General features: G+C 62.3%; 17 protein-coding genes. 13 read left to right on the top strand and 4 right to left on the bottom strand.

Translation table 11 applies throughout. The annotated features are described in order from the left end of the window. Positions 1-160: 160 nt before the first annotated feature. The 7 genes from NKJ78_RS00070 (at position 161) to NKJ78_RS00100 (ending at position 9957) form a co-directional block, all read left to right on the top strand. Positions 161-1174 carry a LacI family DNA-binding transcriptional regulator gene (locus NKJ78_RS00070; protein ID WP_352461102.1) on the top strand — a complete coding sequence of 338 codons (1014 nt, stop codon included), beginning with the start codon at positions 161-163 and terminating at the stop codon, positions 1172-1174. Then, the gene (locus NKJ78_RS00075; protein WP_352461101.1) at positions 1171-2688 is read left to right on the top strand and encodes a sugar ABC transporter ATP-binding protein; all 1518 of its coding nucleotides are present in this window, start codon (positions 1171-1173) and stop codon (positions 2686-2688) included. Before NKJ78_RS00070 ends, NKJ78_RS00075 begins: the two co-directional genes overlap by 4 nt. Next, positions 2688-3740, top strand: a complete 1053-nt coding sequence (locus NKJ78_RS00080) for an ABC transporter permease (protein WP_023705098.1) — start codon at positions 2688-2690, stop codon at positions 3738-3740. Before NKJ78_RS00075 ends, NKJ78_RS00080 begins: the two co-directional genes overlap by 1 nt. Positions 3741-3860: 120 nt before the next feature. Beyond that, complete coding sequence (locus NKJ78_RS00085) at positions 3861-4844, top strand: substrate-binding domain-containing protein (protein ID WP_023689831.1); 984 nt, start codon at positions 3861-3863, stop codon at positions 4842-4844. Positions 4845-5264: 420 nt separating this feature from the next. Then, a complete protein-coding gene (locus NKJ78_RS00090; protein ID WP_352562286.1) occupies positions 5265-6899 on the top strand; it encodes a carbamoyltransferase C-terminal domain-containing protein in 1635 nt (544 codons plus the stop codon). An 83-nt stretch (positions 6900-6982) separates the two neighbouring features. Further along, positions 6983-7825: a glycosyltransferase family 32 protein gene (locus NKJ78_RS00095; RefSeq protein WP_352461099.1), complete on the top strand. Its 843-nt coding sequence runs from the start codon at positions 6983-6985 to the stop codon at positions 7823-7825. A 26-nt stretch (positions 7826-7851) separates the two neighbouring features. Further along, positions 7852-9957 carry a family 16 glycosylhydrolase gene (locus tag NKJ78_RS00100; RefSeq protein WP_352461098.1) on the top strand — a complete coding sequence of 702 codons (2106 nt, stop codon included), beginning with the start codon at positions 7852-7854 and terminating at the stop codon, positions 9955-9957. Positions 9958-10220: 263 nt separating this feature from the next. Here NKJ78_RS00100 and NKJ78_RS00105 read toward each other — a convergent pair whose 3' ends face one another. Continuing rightward, positions 10221-11057, bottom strand: coding sequence for an SLC5/6 family protein (locus NKJ78_RS00105; protein WP_352461097.1), 837 nt, complete (start codon positions 11055-11057; stop codon positions 10221-10223). Between the two features lie 761 nt (positions 11058-11818). Here NKJ78_RS00105 and NKJ78_RS00110 point away from each other — a divergent pair. The 4 genes from NKJ78_RS00110 to NKJ78_RS00125 all read left to right on the top strand — a co-directional run bounded on the left by NKJ78_RS00110 (position 11819) and on the right by NKJ78_RS00125 (position 13639). Continuing rightward, a complete protein-coding gene (locus NKJ78_RS00110) occupies positions 11819-11974 on the top strand; it encodes a DUF1127 domain-containing protein (protein ID WP_023671409.1) in 156 nt (51 codons plus the stop codon). A gap of 140 nt (positions 11975-12114) precedes the next feature. After that, positions 12115-12288, top strand: coding sequence for a hypothetical protein (locus NKJ78_RS00115; RefSeq protein WP_023671410.1), 174 nt, complete (start codon positions 12115-12117; stop codon positions 12286-12288). Positions 12289-12461: 173 nt separating this feature from the next. After that, complete coding sequence (locus NKJ78_RS00120; protein ID WP_023685922.1) at positions 12462-13166, top strand: Crp/Fnr family transcriptional regulator; 705 nt, start codon at positions 12462-12464, stop codon at positions 13164-13166. Between the two features lie 284 nt (positions 13167-13450). Then, entirely contained in the window at positions 13451-13639 is a 189-nt protein-coding gene (locus NKJ78_RS00125) for a hypothetical protein (RefSeq protein WP_023671412.1), read from the top strand. Positions 13640-13661: 22 nt separating this feature from the next. Here NKJ78_RS00125 and NKJ78_RS00130 read toward each other — a convergent pair whose 3' ends face one another. Further along, complete coding sequence (locus NKJ78_RS00130; RefSeq protein ID WP_023697773.1) at positions 13662-14402, bottom strand: sulfotransferase family protein; 741 nt, start codon at positions 14400-14402, stop codon at positions 13662-13664. 267 nt (positions 14403-14669) lie between these two features. On the opposite strand from NKJ78_RS00130, the gene NKJ78_RS00135 reads away from it, so the two are divergent. Next, on the top strand, positions 14670-15866 hold the full coding sequence (locus NKJ78_RS00135) for an aminotransferase-like domain-containing protein (RefSeq protein ID WP_352461112.1): 1197 nt from the start codon (positions 14670-14672) through the stop codon (positions 15864-15866). Positions 15867-16018: 152 nt separating this feature from the next. Here the strand turns inward: NKJ78_RS00135 and yghU are convergent, their stop codons facing one another. Continuing rightward, positions 16019-16888 (bottom strand): glutathione-dependent disulfide-bond oxidoreductase, encoded by an 870-nt coding sequence (gene yghU / locus NKJ78_RS00140; protein ID WP_023740034.1) that lies wholly within the window; start codon positions 16886-16888, stop codon positions 16019-16021. A 429-nt stretch (positions 16889-17317) separates the two neighbouring features. Here yghU and NKJ78_RS00145 point away from each other — a divergent pair, with 429 nt between their 5' ends. Continuing rightward, the gene (locus tag NKJ78_RS00145; RefSeq protein ID WP_023740033.1) at positions 17318-18229 is read left to right on the top strand and encodes a S1C family serine protease; all 912 of its coding nucleotides are present in this window, start codon (positions 17318-17320) and stop codon (positions 18227-18229) included. A 187-nt stretch (positions 18230-18416) separates the two neighbouring features. On the opposite strand, the gene NKJ78_RS00150 is transcribed toward NKJ78_RS00145, so the two are convergent. Continuing rightward, positions 18417-19031, bottom strand: a complete 615-nt coding sequence (locus NKJ78_RS00150; protein WP_023715162.1) for a hypothetical protein — start codon at positions 19029-19031, stop codon at positions 18417-18419. Positions 19032-19047: the final 16 nt, after the last annotated feature.

Genomic DNA, 19047 nt, shown 5'->3' on the forward strand with positions numbered 1-19047 from the left:
CCTTCGGCGACATCTCCCCCTCGGGGGAGATAAGCCCCGCTAAAAATTCGGATCGAATCGATTGCGCAAACGTTTCGATGGCCCTAAGCTCCCTCAAAATCCGCCATCAGAGCGGACGGGAAACGCATAAGGGAGGAGCGCTTGCAGGCGCTGATATGCCTTGCCGACAATGGCTGAAGTGGCGCGGCGCGCCGGCGTGTCGGTGTCGACCGTCTCGCATGTCGTCAACAACACGCGCTTCGTTTCGCTGGAAAAGGCGAGGCTGATCAACGACGCCATTGCCGCCATGGGCTACCAGCCCAACGAGCTGGCGCGCTCGCTGAAGGCCTCGACCACCAACAGCGTCGGCCTGGCGATCTCGGCGATCTCCAACCCTTATTTCACCGACATCATCTGCGCGGTCGAGGCCGAATGCGCGCGGCTCGGGCTGATGGTCTTCCTGTCGGACACCCAGGAAGATCCCGACCGCGAACTGCAGGTGGTGCGCGCTTTTCATCAGCGCCGCGTCGACGGCGTCATCCTGGCGCCCTCGGGCTCGCCGCAGCGGGCCATCGACTATCTCGCCGACAAGAAGATGCCATGCGTTCTGATCGACCGTTTCGCCGACCAGCGCTTCGACCAGATTGGCGTCGAGAACGAAAGGTCGATGCGCGCGCTGATCGACCATGTCGCCTCCTTCGGCCACAAGCGCATCGGCTATATCGCCGGACAGCCGGGCCTGACGACGACGCGCGAGCGCATCGAGGCGTTCCAGGCTTCGCTCGCCGCCAATGGACTTGAAAGCGTGCCGCGCTATCTCTCGGCCGAGAATGTCGACACGGCGGCGGCGACCGCATCCACCCACGCCATCCTGTCCCTGCCGTCTCCACCAACCGCATTGGTCACCGGCAACAACATGACGACGATCGGAGCCGTCCGCGCCATCCGCGAAAAAGGCCTCACCATTCCGGGCGATCTGTCGCTGGCCGGCTTCGACGATTTCGAATGGGCCGATTGCTTCGAGCCGCGCCTGACGCTGGTCGCGCAGCCCTGCACCGAGATAGGCAGGCAGGCGGCAGCCCTGCTCAGCGCCCGCATCGCGGCGACCGGTTCAGAGCCACGTTCGGTGCGGCTGCAGGCGACGCTGCGGGCGCGCGCCTCCTGCGGGAGGCCGACCCACACGAGGCTAACATGACCGCGCCGCTGCTGGTGATGACGGGCGCCGTCAAACGCTTCGGCGGCGTGCAGGCGCTGCGCGGCGTCGACTTCGACCTCAAGGCGGGCGAGATCCACGCGCTGCTCGGCGAGAACGGCGCCGGCAAGTCGACGCTGATGAACCTGTTGTCGGGCGTCTACACGCCGGACGAAGGCACGATCGAGATCGACGGCAAACCCGTGCGTTTCAACAACCCGCGTGAGGCGCAAGCGGCCGGCATCGCCACCATCTTCCAGGAGCTCGACCTGGTGCCGTCGCTGGATGTCGCCGCCAATCTGTTCCTCGGCCGCGAACTGATGCGTCCGGGCGGCTTCCTCGACGTGCCGGCAATGCGCCGCGAGGCCAAGAAGCGGCTGGAAGCCATCGAGATCGCCATCGATCCGGCCGCCATGGTGGCGGATCTGTCGATCGGCCAGCGCCAGGTGGTGGCGATCGTCAAGGCGCTGTCTTACGCCTCCCGCGTGCTGATCATGGACGAGCCGACGGCCGCACTCACCGTCGGCGAAGTCGAGCGGCTGTTCGATATCATGCGCAAGCTCGCCGCCACCGGCGTCGGCATCGTCTATATCTCGCATCGGCTGGAGGAAGTGCCCGGCATTGCCGACCGGGTGACGGTAATGCGCGACGGCCGTGTCGCCGGCATCACCGAGCCGCACGCGCCGCAGGCCGAGCTGGTCAGGCTGCTGGTCGGACGTCCGCTGGACGAACTCTATCCGCAACGCGCCAAGGCCGCGGGCAAGCCGCTGCTCAGCCTGAGGAACGCCAGCTTCAAACTCGCCCGCGACAGCGCCGGCTGGCAGGCGCCGCGAGGCGTTTCGCTCGATGTCCATGAAGGCGAGATCGTCGGCCTGGCCGGCATTATGGGGGCCGGGCGCACCGAACTGTTGTCCGCGCTCTACGGCACCGGCCTGTCCGGCCGCTGGGAGGGCGAGGTTGCTGTCGGCGGCAAGCCGGTGAAACTGGATTCAATCAGTGCTGCCCGCCACGCCGGCATCGCCTTCGTGACCGACGACCGCCGGGGCTCGGGCCTGATGCTGCGCATGGCGGTCGGCCTCAATCTGGTGATGTCGGTCATATCCCGAATCTCGCCGAACTGGCTGGTCTCGCCGCGCCGCCAGGCCGAGGCGGTGAAGGAATCCTTCAGCCAGTTCGATATCCGCCCGAAGAACCCTGACATCGCGGTCGGCGCGCTCTCGGGCGGCAACCAGCAGAAGGTGGTGCTGGCGAAAGAAATCCTCGGCAACCCGAAACTGTTGCTGCTCGACGAGCCGACACGCGGCGTCGATGTCGGTGCCAAGGGCGAGATTTACGCGAGGTTGCGGGCGCTCGCCGCACAGGGCCTCGGCATACTGGTGGCGTCCAGCGAGATGCCGGAGCTGATCGGTCTGTGCGACCGCATCGTGGTGCTGCGCCAGGGGCGCAATGTGGCGGAATTTTTGGGCGGCGTCGACGAGCACACGGTGCTGGCCGCGGCTAACGGCAGGGAGGCCTGATGTCTCAGGACAACAATCCAGTGGCAGCGAGCCCGGTGATGGCGGCGCCTCAAAAGCATCGCGACCCGCTGGCGCTCATCGTGCGCTTCCAGAGCCTGATCGGCCTGGTGCTGGTGGCGATCGGCGGCATCATCTTCTCGCCGCGCCGCCACGGCGAGATCCTGTTCCTCAACCCGGACAACATCGCCAACATCGTGCGCGCCGTGTCGGAGACCGGCATCATCGCCATCGGCATGACCTTCGTCATCATCACTGCCGGCATCGACCTGTCGGTCGGCGCGGTGCTTGGCCTGTCCAGCGTCGTCACCGCCTCGATGATGATCTCCGGCGGCTTCGGCCTGATCCCCACCATCCTCGCCGTGCTCGCTTTGGGCATCGTCTTCGGCGCCATCCAGGGCACCATCTCGACGCGTTTCAGGCTGGAACCGTTCATCGTCACGCTGGCTGGCCTGCAGGCCGCGCGCGGCTTGGCGCTGGTCGTCTCCGGCAACCAGTACATCAACATTTCCTATGGCGAAGGGCCGGGCCTGGCGCCGCCGGTGTTCGCCGTGCTGGGCGAGCGGCTGTTCAACAACACCGTGCCGGTGGCGACGCTTGTGTTCGTCGTCTTTGCCGCGATCGCCACCATCGTCCTCAACACCACGCGCTTCGGCCGCTATGTCTTTGCCGTCGGCGGCAATGAGCGCGCCGCGCGCATATCCGGCGTGCCGGTCTCGATGGTGAAAATCTCCGTCTACGCCATCACCGGCTTTGCCGCCGCCCTTGCCGGCATCGTGCATGCCGGCCAGTTCAATTTCGGCAGCGCCAATGACGGCATGGGCTATGAGCTGACGGCCATAGCCGCCGTGGTCATCGGCGGCACCAGCCTGTTTGGCGGCGCCGGCTCGATGGTCGGCACCGTTGCGGGCACCATCATGCTGGGCGCGCTCGCCAACATCCTGCAGCTCAACAACATCACGCCCGCCATGCAGCTGCTCGCGACCGCCGCGATCATCGTCCTGGCGGCAGTGCTTCAGTCCCTCGTTCGCCGCCGCGAGGGGTTGGGTCGTTAGTGCATGTCGCGCAAAAGGTTTTGCGATGACGACATGCACAAACAAACAAGGAGGAGACGGCAACACGTGAACGTCAAACCAAGGTCTGGCCCCCCGGCCGGACGAGGAGGAGAGTGAGTTATGAAAACGACACTAAGAGGATCGACCCTCAAGGCCGTGCTGCTGGCAGGCGCCGGCCTGTGCATTGCAGGCTCCGCTTACGCCGCCGAGCCGCTGGTGAAAGCCTGCGCCAAGGACGGCCAGTTCGTCATCGGTTTTTCGCAGGCCAACAATGCCGAGCCCTACCGCCAGCACGTCAATGACGAGCTGGAGGCGGCCGCCAAGGAAGTGCCTGGTTTCACGCTGCAGATCGCCGACGGCGCCGGCAACGTCAACACGCAGACCTCGCAGGTCGACAATTTCATCACCCAGAAGGTCGATATCCTTTTGATCTCGCCCTTCGAGGCAGCCCCCCTGACGCCGGCGGTGAAGCGCGCCATGGATGCCGGCATCCCGGTCATCGAGCTTGACCGCAAGACGGTCGGCGACCCCGGCAAGGACTACACCGCCTTCATCGGCGGCGACAATTTCAAGATCGCCGAGGAAGCCGGCAAATACACCGCCAAGACGCTGCTGCCCGATGGCGGCGAGGCGGCGGTGCTGCAAGGCCTGCCGAGCTCGACGCCGGCTGTGGAGCGCCTCAACGGCTTCAAGGAAGGCGTGAAAGGCAACCCGAAGGTCCAGATCGTCGCCGAGCAGGCCGCCGACTGGGTGCCGGACAAAGCGCAGGTCGCCTTCGCCGCCATGCTGCAGGCACACCCCGACATCAAGGTGCTCTACGCCTCCAACGACATGATGGCCGCCGGCGCGCTGCTCGCCGCCAAGGGTGCAGGCAAGGACGTCAAGATCATCGGCACAGACGGCCTGCCGGGCCCGGCCGGCGGCATCGAGGCCGTCGCCAAGGGCGACTGGGTCGCAACCTTCACCTACCCGACAGGCGCCAAGGAAGCGATCGAGATGTCGAAAAAGATCCTGCTCGACTGCGCGACCGAGGTGGACAAGACGGTGACGGTGGAAACCACCGCGATCACGGCCGAGAATGCCAAGCAGCTGATGGGGAAGTGAGAGCCCGGTACTGAGGTGATGCGCAAGGCCCCGGGAGGGGCCTTGTTGTTTTGGGGGCAAGGCTGATCCTGCGAAGAGTGGCTGCCCTGTGAGTTCAGGAGACTTTGCCTCCTGCAAGGTGAATAGCCGCTTCGCCTTTCAGATGCCGGTTGCCAATCCCGAGCCAGCTATTCCTCTGGAAGGCTGTGAAGCGCCCGCTGCCTTTGACCCCGATAGTGTCGCTTCCCCCAGGAATTCATCGACAGAAGGATAGCGCAGTCTGAGCGCATCGAGACCATCGCGCGCTCTATTTAAGTGATGAAGACCAGTGACAACAAATTAAAATTGTATAGTCTATACATCCGAATGGATTCGTGGGGCGCGAATTGATTCGTAACTTACAGAAAATGTATACCTTCGTGAATGTTTCTGGGGGCGTGTGTGAATTTCCTAGCCTATAATCCTGGCCACGATGGCGCCATCACCTTTCTTCAGGGCTCCCGTCTGGTATTCTCCATTGAGGCAGAGAAGGACTCCAACTACAGATATTCCGCGATTTCAGTAGCCGATGTACTGGAAGCCATTAGCGAAATAGGCGTCATTCCAGACGTGATTTGCATGGGCGGTTGGTGGCCACGTGATCATCACGAGTATTTACACGGCTCCCACAGGAACGGTGGGTATCGAGGCGTCTCAAGCAATAGCGCCATCATGGATAAGGGCAAGCTTCTGCGTGGTAGGGCCGACTACTTTTCCTCCTCCCATGAGAGGTCGCACATACTCTGCGCGTTCGGCATGTCGCCTTTGCCCAAGGGAACTGCCTGCTACGCACTGGTGTGGGAAGGAGAGATGGGTACCTTCTACGATATCGACTCTGAGCTGAACATCACGCTAATCGCCGATGTACTGACCCAGCCGGGAAATCGATACGGACTGCTCTACGGCCTAGCTGACCCTACCTTCCCCAAGGACGGACCGTACCCGCGCGCCGCGGACGCGGGAAAGCTGATGGCTCTCGCTTCGTTCTCGAAACGCAGTGCCCCCACCGAGGAGGAGAGGGACCTGCTCCGCTTCCTGCTGAATGGTCCCTATCGAAGGCTCAGCGACTACGATCGCATCGCTCAGGCGCCGCATCTTGATGCCGGTCTGGACGGTCCCGAATTCCGTAACTTCGCGGGGATCTACAGCGATGCGCTGTTCGACGTTTTCCATCAGTTCGCAAGGTCAAATCTGGAGAAAGGGCGACCGCTGTTGATCGCTGGCGGTTGCGGTCTCAACTGTGACTGGAACACCAAGTGGAAGGAGACAGACCTCTTTTCTGAGATATTCGTTCCTCCGGTTGCGAACGATTCGGGATCCGCTATCGGCACGGCCATCGATGCGCAGTTCCGACATACCGGCAACCCGAAGATCGAGTGGAATGTCTATTCGGGCCTGAGCTTTCGCACGGAAGGCGCAATCGACCTTAGCAGGTACGATTTGTATGAGAAGAATCAGGACAGGGTCGCCCATATGCTAGCCCATGGCCTCATTCTGGGCTGGGCGCATGGCAGATACGAGATCGGCCCCAGGGCGCTAGGCAACAGATCCATCTTAGCTGCTCCGTTTCGTGACGAGACCAGAGTGCGACTAAACGAGATCAAGCAACGCGAACAGTTCCGCCCAATCGCCCCCGTTTGCCTTCGTAGTGATGCCAAGAAGTGGTTTGGATGCGATCACGAAAGTCCGCATATGCTGTATACGTATCACTCGACTACAGAGGAACTTCGGGCTGTCACACACGTGAATGGAACCGCTCGCCTCCAGACGGTCAGCCCCGACACTAACAACGACCTCTATGACCTCCTTGTCGCGTTTAAGGCTAATACTGGCTACGGAGTGTTGTGCAACACTTCCCTCAATTTCAAGGGCAAGGGCTTCATCAACAACATGATTGATCTCGATGCATATGCCCAGGAACATGGTCTTGACGGGTTCGTCGTCGAGGGACGAGCACATCTTCTCAAGAATTCCCTGCGATACCAAGCGTACCTGAGCGCGGCAAAGTCCCAAGTCACAGATCGCTTACCGGCTTAGCGCAGGAACTTGGAAACCTTTGCGCGGTGGTTGGCATGCACGGAAGGCTTCAGTTCTCGAACGAACCAACTAATCCGGGGACCATGACAGACATGAATCCATATCCACCCGGCTTCGAAGAACGCGAGCACCTTCGCTCCGCTTTCATCCGCGAGATCACCTTGCAGCAGCTAGAGGTCTCGAAGAGGGCAGTCGAGGATCTCTACGTGGCATCGGCCTTAATTCCAAGAAAGCTTGTCAGATACTGGCACGATCCGGCCAATCTGCCGAAGGATGTCGGCGCCTGCCTCGAAAGTTGGGATCGCCTCGCCGACGACGGCTTCGAGTTGCACCTGTTCGACGACGCTAGCGCGGCAGTCTACATCGCGGATACCTATGGCAAACGGGAGCGCGAAGCGTTCGCCCGCTGCAGCCATCCAGCGATGCGCTGCGACTATCTGCGCATGTGTTTTGTGCTCGCGGAAGGCGGCCTCTATGTCGATGCGGATGACGTGCTGGTCGGAGATGGCTGGCAACATATCTTTCGGGACAGCAAGCTCAAGATTCAACCGCTATGTTACGACGTCACAGCTGGCGGTATGATGCCAAATACCGAGATCTGGCGATCGGATCTGCCCAGGGACGGTCGCATTTTCTACGTCAATAATGATCCGATCGCCGCACCCGCTGATCATCCGATCATCCGGCGCGCGCTTTTCCGCGCGACTGAAAAGCTGCTCAGCGAAGATCGCTTTCCCGAAATCCAGTCCACGACAGGACCCGGCAACCTTACTGCCGCGCTGGCAGTCCACGCGCGCCAACTGCAGTTGGCTGCTCTCCCGTTCGATTTTGAACTACTGCGCGATTGGGATTTAGTCGCGGAAATGCGCTGGGACCTGTCCTATAGGAATGATACCCGCAACTGGCGAAACGTGTACGGCTGCTAAGACCCGATGTGCAGCGAGTCCGTGCAGTGAATCTCCAGAAAGCCTTTGGTCGGGTCCAGAGGCTCGCCTTCCGTGCGTCACGCACCATGCTGGGCCTGATCCATGGTGGTCGTATTTCGGCGTTCGGTACGGGCACGAGCAAGATCGGCATGGTCCTGATCGTGAATTTGGACCGGCAACCGCAGCGGCTGCGGCGGACACTACGCGAACTGAGCCGCTTCAGAACCTCTGACGGTAGGTCTCTTGCCTCCCTAGCGCGGCGGCTGGCTGCGGTCGATGCTCGCGACGGTCGTGCGGTAGCAGCAACGGCAGATGTCGACCAGACCTACCTTCTTCGCGATCAGCTCTACGTTCAACCAGATGCGAGACTGGAGGAGTGCTTTGGCGTGGAGGAGCCAATCAGGATGACGCGGCAAGAGGTGGCCGTTGCCAGATCGCACATTGAGGCATGGAAGACCATCGTCGCAGGTCCCTGCGATAACGTTTTGGTGCTTGAGGACGATGTCTGGTTCAGGCGCGGAGCCGCTGCAGCGATCGACCGGGGATGGCGCGCAGCAGCTAGGCGCTGCGCGGGGGAGAGAGGCCCGCGTCTGCTCTATCTCTCCTACGAAGATGCCGGCGGGACGGCTGCACGTGTCGACATCTGCGACGCCCTTTTTCGCCCGAAGCGTGGACTCTGGTTTCTGTCAGGCTACATCCTGTCTCGAGAAGGTGCGGAGGTTCTGCTGCGCTCGATGCCCGTCATCGGTCCTGTCGACATGTGGATTAACTATCGTTTTGATGAGCTTGGCGCACTCGCACTGTCCTCACCAGCAATCCTGCAACGTCTGGATGGAGGGTCTGACAACTGCTATTCCGTCCTACCCTATCTGGCACGAGCTGGGATCGTCGATGCAGATGCCGTCCAAATGCCACGCAGAGCTGCCGTTGGCCCTATATTGGGATGGACCGCCCGTAATGACCGGGAAGGCTTGGCGATGGCGTTGTCGATGCTCGGTCTTCGTGTTCGGGCGTTTGACGGTGATGAGGACCCGATTCGAGAGAATGAGCTGCCAGCTCTGCTCGAGAAGTTCGACGCCCTCGTGGACGTTCCGCTGTCAGCGGGCGCGATCTCCGCTGCAATCGGACGGACGAGCGCTAGTTTCGTGTTCGAAGCGGGTGCCTATCTTGGCCGAGGGATCGAACTAGATCGCTTACCCTCCGCTAGAACTGTGGTTTTGCACTACGAGTCGGGCGATGCTTCGTGGCAACAGCTTTGCGCCCTGCTAGGTCTCGCTCTGCCGATCCAGGCCTTTCCGATTGGGCCTCTGCGGCAGTGGAGGGTCTTCCGCGACGATCGTGCGGCATTGCCGTGCCGCGAGAATAGTGCCGCGCCTTGGTTCGGTCGGATGGATGACTCACCTTGGATTCTTCTTCCAGAAAGCGGCTGGCCCCCGGGAGCACCGATGGGCCGAGCCGTGCAGTCCTACGGCACGCGCATCTTCCGGGCGACGATGACGACCCCGACACCGGAGCTCCCAAGGCGCGTGGAGACATTCCCCGGAAATCTAGCCGCGTTTTCCCGGGAGGGGCTTGTTCACGATACACGCGGGGCACATCTTGTCCTTAGCAAGATGTCGATCGGAGATCGACCGTATCGCTCCGGCGCCTTTGCGTCCGCGCGCACTTTCGGGCATGGCAGGTTTGAGGCGGAGATAAGGGCAGCCCGAGGCTCAGGCCTCGTCACCGGCTTCTTCCTTCACCGCGACTTACCTCGGCAAGAGATAGACGTCGAGCTGACCGGCAATGATCCGTATGGCATGCTAGTCAATGTCTATTTCAATCCTGGAGACGATGGAGCGGCGATAGGTTTCGGCTATCGGGGTTCACCCTGCCGTATCGAGCTCGGGTTCGACACCTCCTTAGACTTCCATCTTTACGCGATTGACTGGAGACCAGGTTGCATCTCTTGGTGCGTGGATGGCAGAGTCGTTCACGAACGTGTGGGATGGGATCCTACACCAATTCCGCATCTCCCAATGCGTCTGCACGCCAACCTGTGGGTTCCTCGTTCGGAGGAACTCGCCGGACGGATCGATGAAAGTGCTCTACCTTCGACAGCAACCTTCAGGAACGTATCGATTTGGACCTGAGTACTCTCGGAAAATGCGCAGTCGGGCGGATGACATACGCCGAACCGAACTCGCCAGCACGATATCTAGGTACTGCTAGCCTAGGTGCAATGTTTCTGGCCGATATCGCCGCGCGCGCCAGGGTTTGCCCGCCAGCCCAGCCGCTGATTTTGCGTCTAGCTCCGCATGTAAGTCTTCGAAATGCCGGGCCGCACGTGATGTTAGACAACTACGACCTGGGCTGGTTTAACGCACTCCACCCGCCGCGCAGCCCGCAGCCCCATTCACGGCGCCGTCGTGAACCCGCACTGCTTCTGTTCCATCTCGATCTGCTTGGTGATGCGGATGGCGTTCTGGGCGTAGGCTTCCGTTACCGAGCCGCTGTTGACGGTCTTGTCCTTCAGCGGGCTGACCGCTGCGCAGAGGTGGAAGACATGCTCGGTGTCGGACTTGGCGGCGCCGTTTTCCGGCGCGATCCAGTAGACGATATCCTGCCCATTGGGGTGTGCCGCGTCCTTCGTCGCCGCGGCCACCGTGGTGGAGTCGGTGGCGATCGCCTGCGCCTGGGCGGCGACTTCGGGCGAGCAGGCCGTGGTCGGCTGCCCCGCCTTGATCTGTTCCGCGCAGGTGTTCATGTCATGCGTGTACTGCTCGACCGATGGCGGCTGGTAGCTGACCCCGATCAGCGTCGCCAGCACGGCAAGCACGGCGCCGATGCCGCCGGCGACCTTCTTGCTCTTCGGGTCCATGTTCTTGTCGTTGAGGATCAGGAGAACCAGCGGCAGGAAGGCAATCAGCGTGATGATCGCGCCGAGCTGGTTCTGGACGAAGAACCGGAATGTGTCGGATTCGCGGGCCGGGTCCTTCCTGTTGGCCGCCTTCCAGAGCAGGCTGCCGGCGATGGCGAATATCGCGATCCCGACCAGGATGCCGATCAGCAGCGGCAGGTTGCCCTGGTCGAATTTGTGCTTGTAGAGCAGTACGATCCCGGCGATCTCGCCGCCAATGGCGATGACCCACGACAGCACGGCGAACAAGCGCAGCCGCGTGGCCCCGGACTTCTGGCCCTGCGTTGCCTGCCAGTCCTTGGTAACGTCTACGGTCGGCTTGTTGTCGGTCATGACCAGATCCCCCGGTATCGACACTTTTGCGGGGCGGCGTCAAAGGCGCCCGGCGCAGCGTCATTGAACGAACGTCGCCTGCCCCGGCGCGAAAGCGCCACGGCAGACCCCATCCTTATTGCGCATGATGGGATTCGTCCATAGCCGAGGCGGGCGGACGACGATGCGGGCGATGGTGCGGAGGAGGGCAGCGTAATCGCATAAGGCGGCGCCAGCCCCACTCCGTCCGCCGCGGCCACCTCCCCCATGTCCATGGGGAGAGGAAACCCAAGCCCATCAAGGCCGCGACCTCGGTGATTGGCATTTCCTCTCCCTCCGCGGAGCGGGGCAATCGCATATGACAGGTTTGCGCTCTACGAATACCCCCACCCTTAATCCCTCCCCACAAGGGGGAGGGAGACTTGGTAGGCGCTGATCGCCGCAAATCGCCTAGGTTCCACGCCAGAAAGGGTGGCTTGCGGCAGCGTTCCTCCCCCTTGTGGGGAGGGTTAGGGTGGGGGTCCTCTTCGTAAGAACTCATATGTGATCGCCTTGCGCCGACGAAGGGAAGGTGGGTCGCCGAACCCGAGGGAGCGCCATATGCGATCGCCCTGCCATAGGTCGGATCACGCCACCGCGGGAACGCAACTAATTTGTATACAAATGTTTCTGGGCGGCATCGGTTTGTGAAGCGCTTCACCGTTGCCGCGCAATCGATCGGTTACAGAGGCCGTGCAAGAGCGGGCCTGAGGCAGCGCTTTGCTGCTGCATGGAGGTAACCGATGTTTGAAAGTCTCAGCAGAATTCGTGCTGCCCTGGCGCGCGCCAGCAAGCACAGGAAGACCGTGCGCGCACTGAATGCGCTGCCGACGGAGATCCAGAAGGACATTGGCTGGACGGAGTCGAGGTCGATCGATGAGATAAGGCTGCCGTTCTAGGGCCGCATCCAGCGTCGCTAATATATCGCTCGCCATCGATTGTTCGGAAGCGTACAGTATAGCATCGTCAGCCACATCAATGGGCGCTGACGCTTGGGAGCGACCATCGCACTCCTGCCCCGAGAGGAGGCATTGGAGCCATGGCGGAGCAACCGAGACAGTCCGGTCTGAGCGCCGAGACGCTCGCGGCCTTGGCGCGGGAAACCGGGGCCTCCGAGCAGCAGATACAAGAGATCGCATCGCTGATCGGCAACGATCGCTCGTCCATCGTGCGCGAAGCGCGCATGGTTGCGGCTGACCGCCCGAAGCGCTGATCCAGGAAAAAGCTGCTGGATTGATTGATGGGGCGTCGCCCCTGATTTGTCGGTTTTGTACGAAGTACAATGGCTGAATCCGAGTCAGCTATCGTCCAATGACCGTTTGCATTTGGGCAGGGCGCCGACGGCTGGGAGATGACATGTGCTCTTGCCCTTGACGGGAGAGAGCGATGGACCAGTCGGTCAGCAAGGAGAAAAGCGGCCTTTTGCGCCGCATGAACCCGGCCGACTTCGCACTGCTTGCGCCGCATTTGCACCATCGTGTGCTCGATCTCAAAGCCCCGCTCGAAATGGCGGGCGAGCCGGTCGCCTCGGTCTGCTTCCTGGAAAGCGGCCTGGCCTCGGTGGTGGCGAGGAACCGGCCGGGCCTGGACACCGAGGTCGGCATCATCGGCCACGAAGGCATGTCGGGCTCCGCCTTGGTGATGGGCGCCGACTGGGCGCCCCATGACTGCTACATGCAGATGCCGGGCGAGGCGGTGTGCATCGATTCCGAGCCGTTCAAGGCAGCGTTGCAGAAAAGCCCGACGCTTCGCGCCTTCCTGCTGCGCTATGCCCATTATCTGCACGGCCAGACCAAATCCACGGCGCTGAGCAATGCCCGCGCCAAGCTCGAGGATCGGCTGGCCCGATGGCTCCTGATGTGTGACGACAGGGTGGTCGGCCATCAGATCCAGATCACGCATGAGTTCCTGTCCGTCATGCTCGGCGTCAGGCGTCCGGGCGTCACCATCGGCCTGCAGATCCTGGAAGGGCGCGGCCTGATCCGGTCGCGGCGCGGCGAGATCGTCATTCGCGACCGGGATGGCCTGATCGCCGTCGCCGATGGTTTCTACGGCCAGGCCGAGGCCGAATACGAACGGCTGCTGGGCTGAGCCTGGCACGGGCTGGAAATGGCCGACGCGAATGCCGGTGAAAGCATGTTGCCAGAGCCGCGCCGGCCATTTGCGGCCATCTGGGGAGAGGCCGCCCGGCAAATCTAGCATCGGCGCAAAAGCGGGCAACGAACCGCAATCGCTTGGTAAAAACCGTACAATCGAATTGTGTTGAACCTTGGTTCGGCAAGAGTATGAATCCGCTGTCGTCGACCATTGTATGGGGCGCTGGCGCCTGAGACTTCGACAGGCTCGCGCGCCCGATGTGAACGGGGAAAACCGAAATGGCAGAACTGCTTTTCGATGTATCCGCCTTCGATTGCGCCATCCTGCGCGCCGCCTTCATCAAATCGGTGATGGAAGACAATGTCCCGGAAAAGCGGTGGCGCGCGCTCGCCGCCTCCCTGGTTCGCGACCTGACCGACCACGAAGACGTCGAGCCGGATCTGCTCGGCTGGATCACGCGCAAGTAGCAATATTCTGACGGTCCGGCGGCTACCCCAGCCACCACCACAGCGCCGCGACCGCCGCAAGCACCGCCGCCACCGACAGCCCCAGCATGATGTAGCTGCCCTTGATGATGTCGCGGATGATCTTCTTCACGCTTTCGCGGTCGTTGAGGTTGGGGAAAGGCTCGTTGGGCAGCGCCACGCCGAGGAAGCCGCAGAGCGGCGCCCAGCCATCGCTGACCTTGAACACCAGAAGCTTCTCCGGCGGCACGGCCGCTATCACCTCCTCGGTATAGGCGTTGTAGCGCGCCACCGCCTTGGCGCGGTCGTCCATCACGCCGGCAAGCGTGCGGCCCCAGATCAGCCTGTGCGACATGTCGCCGAATTTGCGGCCGAACGGCGTCAGCCATTCCAGCACCTTGAACTGCCACAATGTCTCGGTGAAGTGGATGGTGTCGATGGTGCTGTCGTACCAGGCCTCGGCGCCGCGCGGATGCAGGGTGAGCAGCACCTTGGCGTCGGGATAGGCGGCCATCAATTCGCGCCACACGCAGCATCCCGGATTGTCGACCGTCGCCTTGTAATTGGCAAAGACTCTGGTCCAGTCGTGCTGGCTGCCGGGCGGGCTGTTGGCCACCTTGCGCCAGAAGTCGAGATGGCCCTTGTTGGCCTTGTTGAGGATGACTTCCTGCATGTGATAGCTGGGAAGGCCCAGCCTGTTCAGCGCGGCAAAGGTCGACCATGTGCCGGTGCGGCCGAATCCGGCCCCGATGAGCTCAAGCGTCATTTTACCCCCCTTGTTGAGACCGCTTTTCTTTTTATGCCGGTCCGCTCGGAATGAGGTTGCATCCGCGCCCCTCGGCGCGCAACAATTTTCCCTGTCCAGGGCAGAAATGTGTTTGCTTTTTCGTCTGGGCCACGCGGAATGAGGGTTTGGCTATTCCAGCGGGTGAGGGAGCCTGATAATAGGTCAGTCAGATTGACCTAAATCGCATGGCCAGAACGGTCATGCTGGACCAGATGCCGTATCCCGGGAGGTGGGCTCGTGAGTTTGATGGACCTGTTGGCGTCGCGCGCCTCGCGCATGAAGGCGTCGGAAATCCGCGAGCTGCTCAAACTGCTCGACCAGCCCGACATCATCTCCTTTGCCGGCGGCATCCCCGATCCGGCCTTGTTTCCGGCCCAGGCGATCGCCGATGCCTATGCCTCGGTGCTGGGCGGTGCGGAGGCGAGCGCAGCACTTCAGTATCAGGTCTCCGAAGGCTATCTGCCGCTCAGAAAATGGCTGGCCGGCCAGATGGGCAAGCTCGGCATTGCCTGCGACGAGCACAACATCTTCATCACCTCCGGCTCGCAGCAGGCGCTGGATTATCTCGGCAAGCTTTTCCTGTCGCCCGGCGACACAGCACTGGTAACATGGCCGACCTATCTCGGCGCGCTGCAGGCCTTCAACGCCTACGAACCGCGCTACGACCGGCTGACGCCGGACGGCGGCAACATGACGCCTGCCGCCTACCAGGCCGCTGCTGCCGCTGCAGGCGGCAAGGTGAAATTCGCCTATCTCGTGCCCGATTTCGACAACCCGACCGGCGAGACGCTGAATCGCCAGCAGCGCGAGGCGGTGCTTGACCTCGCCGACGAGCTCGACATTGCTATCATCGAGGACGCCGCCTATCGCGCGCTGCGCTATGACGGCGAGGGCCAGCCGCCGATCCTGGCGCTCGACTGCGAACGCTCCGGCGGCATCGAAAACGCCCGCACGCTCTATTGCGGCTCGTTCTCCAAAATCCTGTCGCCGGGCATGCGCGTCGGCTGGGTCTGCGCGCCGCGCCGCGTCGTCGAGCGACTGGTGCTGATGAAGCAGGCGTCAGACCTGCACAGCCCGTCGATCAACCAGCTGGTCATGCACCGCGTCTCCGAGGCCGTGTACGACGGCCAGGTGGAAAAGCTGATCGGCGCCTATCGCCAGCGCCGCGACGGCTTGCTTGCAGCACTCGAAGCGGAAATGCCGGATGGCGTCAGCTGGAGCCGACCGGAAGGCGGCATGTTCGTCTGGCTGACATTGCCTGAGGGTTCGGATGCCACCGCGCTGCTCGCCCGCTCGGTCAAGGAAGCCCGCGTGGCGTTCGTGCCGGGCAACGCATTCTACGCCGACGGTTCGGGCCGCAACACGATGCGGATGAGCTTTACGCTCGCAGATGAACGCGCCGTGGGTGAAGGCGTGCCGAGGCTGGCGAAATTGATGGGCTAATCTCCCCCCTCGAGGGGGAGATGTCGCCGAAGGCGACAGAGGGGGTCGCCGCGCGTGGAGCGCTAACCTTCATCAGTCGCAGGAGGTCGCGCCCAGTCGAGCCGACCCCCTCTGGCCTGCCGGCCATCTCCCCCTCAAGGGGGGAGATTAGCTCACTCCGCCACCACCAATTTATCCTGCGTCTTCGTCTCGAAATCGCTGGCGTCGTGGCGCTCGTGCAGTTGCATGGCGGGGTCGCCGAAGGCGCGGTTGACCATGCGGCCGCGTTGCACGGTCGGGCGGGCGTCGATCGCCTTGGCCCAGCGTTGTACGTGCTCGTAGTCCTGCACCGACAGGAATTCGGCGGAATCATTGTACATGCGGCCGAGCGCAAGGCCGCCATACCAGGGCCATACCGCCATGTCGGCGATCGAATAGAAGGCGCCGCCAAGATATTCGGTCTCGGCCAGCCGCCGGTCGAGCACGTCGAGCTGGCGCTTGGTCTCCATGGCGAAGCGGTCGATGGCGTATTCGAACTTTTCCGGCGCATAAGCGTAGAAATGGCCGAAGCCGCCGCCGAGATAGGGCGCCGAGCCCATCTGCCAGAACAGCCAGGACAAGGTTTCCGCGCGCGCCGGCTGTTCGGTCGGCAGGAATTCGCCGAACTTTTCCGCGAGATAAAGCAGGATCGAGCCGGACTCGAAGACGCGGACAGGCGTCTTGCCGCTGCGGTCGAGCAGCGCCGGGATCTTGGAGTTGGGATTGACCTCGACAAAGCCCGAGCCGAACTGGTCGCCATCGTTGATGCGGATCAGCCAGGCGTCGTATTCGGCGCCCTTGTGGCCGAGCGCCAGAAGCTCCTCCAGCATGACAGTCACTTTGACCCCATTCGGCGTCGCCAGCGAATAGAGCTGCAGCGGATGCTTGCCGACCGGCAGCACCTTGTCATGCGTCGGACCGGCAATAGGCCGGTTGATGCTGGCGAACGTGCCGCCATTGGCTTTCTTCCAGCTCCAGACTTTCGGCGGGATGTATTCGGTCATGCGGGAAATTCCTTGGGTTTGGCGGGGCGAAAACGACTTGCGCGACGGCGCGAGACTGATGGCGGAAAAGTCGGCGGAACCTAGATACGGGAACACATAGGTGCAATTCAGAAAGGTTCAACTTGTGTTGAACTATTATCGATGTCGGCGCCGCCCCTCATCGCCCTGCCGGGCACTTCTCCCCGTATAGTGACGGCGAGAAGGACGCTGTCGCCTACTGATTTCCCCAATTGCCAGCGTTGCCAAGAGCGCCGATGTTGCGGCCATCTCCCTTCTCCCCGTCGCTATACGGGGAGAAGGTGCCGGCAGGCGGATGAGGAGCAGCGCCAGCCTCTGAAATGATTGCCTTGTTGCCTAAGCCCTTGCGCCCTGTGCAGCGCGGCATACCTATAGAGGATACTGCCCACGCATATCTGCCAGGATGAAAGCATGCCCGTCGATCCCGTTTCCCCGCTCTTGCGCTCCGTCGTTGGCGTGCGCGCCATGGTTCCCGACGATGCCTTCACGGCCAATGCCCTGGGCACGCGCCGGGAAGGCAGCGGCGTCGTCATCCGCGGCGACGGGCTGGTGCTCACCATAGGCTATCTCATCACCGAGGCCGAGGAAGTCTGGCTGACCGACCAGGACGGCCGCGTCGTGCCGGCGCATGCGCTGGCCTATGACCAGGAGACAGGCTTCGGCCTGGTGCAGGCGCTGGCGCCGCTCGGCCTGCCGGCGGTGGCGCTGGGTGACGCCTCGAAGGCCAAGATCGGCGACCCCGTGGTGTTTGCCGACGGCACCGGCCGCTCGGTCAAGGCACACATCGTCACCAAGCAGGAATTCGCCGGCTATTGGGAATATCTGCTCGACGAGGCGATCTTCATTGCCCCGGCGCATCCGTCCTGGGGCGGCGCGGCGCTCATCGGCCAGGATGGCAGCCTGCTCGGCATCGGTTCGCTGCTTTTGCAGATGAGCCGCAACGGCGAGGTCGCCGACATCAACATGGTCGTGCCGATCAACCTTCTGACCCCGATCCTCGACGATCTGCTGACGCGCGGCCAGGTGGCGAAGCCGCCGCGCCCATGGCTCGGCGCCTTCTCGGCCGAGTCGAACGGTGCGGTCGTGGTGATGAGCGTCGCCGAAGGCGGCCCCGCCGCCAAGGCCGGCCTGCGCCAGGGCGACATCATCTCCGACGTGCGCGATGGCGAGGTCGACGGGCTCGCCGATTTCTACCGCAAGCTATGGCAGAATCCGGCGGGTTCGGAGATTCCTCTCAGGGTCGTGCGTGACGGTCGTGAGACTTGGCTGCGAGTGAAATCCGCCGACCGAAACAGCTTTTTGAAGAAACCGCATCTGCAGTGAAGCCAATCTCCCCCCAAGTGGGGGAGATGCCCGGCAGGGCAGAGGGGGCGCGAAGGATCGCGACCTCTCGATCTATTTTCTGACAAGAATCGCGGGATAAACGTGGCTGACACTGGCCGGTGCGTTGGCGGGACAGCGGCCCCCCTGCCGGCCATCTCCCCCACGAGGGGGGAGATTGGCTGCCCCCTCAATCCCCGCACACCCTAAAAGGCGTCCCCGTGTCCCACTCCGCGAAGGGCACGACCTGGCCTTCGACAGACACGATACTGTTCACCTTGCTATCATCATCCTGCGTCTGCATACTTTTGCCCTTGCCGGTCAGCACGTCGTAGTCGCAGCTGCTGTAGACGACAACGGACTGGTATTTGTAATGGTCATAGGCAACGCCGGCGACGACGAAGGCCTCGTTGCGCCAGGCGATGGTCAGCGTCATGTCGGTCCGCTCGCCGGGGCCGATCAGCCCCGGCAGATAGATCTTGATCGAGCCGTTGGGCAGCAAGGTCAACTCCGGTTCGATGCCGGAGCCCTCATAATGCGGCTGGTCGTAGTCGTTCCATTCGCCGTAGACCTGCTCATGCACGACGCCGGCGGGTTTCAGAAAATTGTACTTTTTGTCCCTCAGGAAGAAATGCATGTCCATGGTATCGTCTTCGGGCTCGGTCTCGACGATCATCGCCAGATCGGCGGCGCCGTCCCCATTGAAGTCGCCGGTCAGCGCGGTGATGATCTTCTGGGTTTCGATGGGTTCGGCGAGCGCCGAGGCCGGCAGCAGAAGGATGAGGCCGAGTAACATCGATCGCATGGCATTTCCCCCGAAT

This window comes from Mesorhizobium sp. M0037 (assembly GCF_040323635.1).
Classification (GTDB): Bacteria; Pseudomonadota; Alphaproteobacteria; order Rhizobiales; family Rhizobiaceae; genus Mesorhizobium.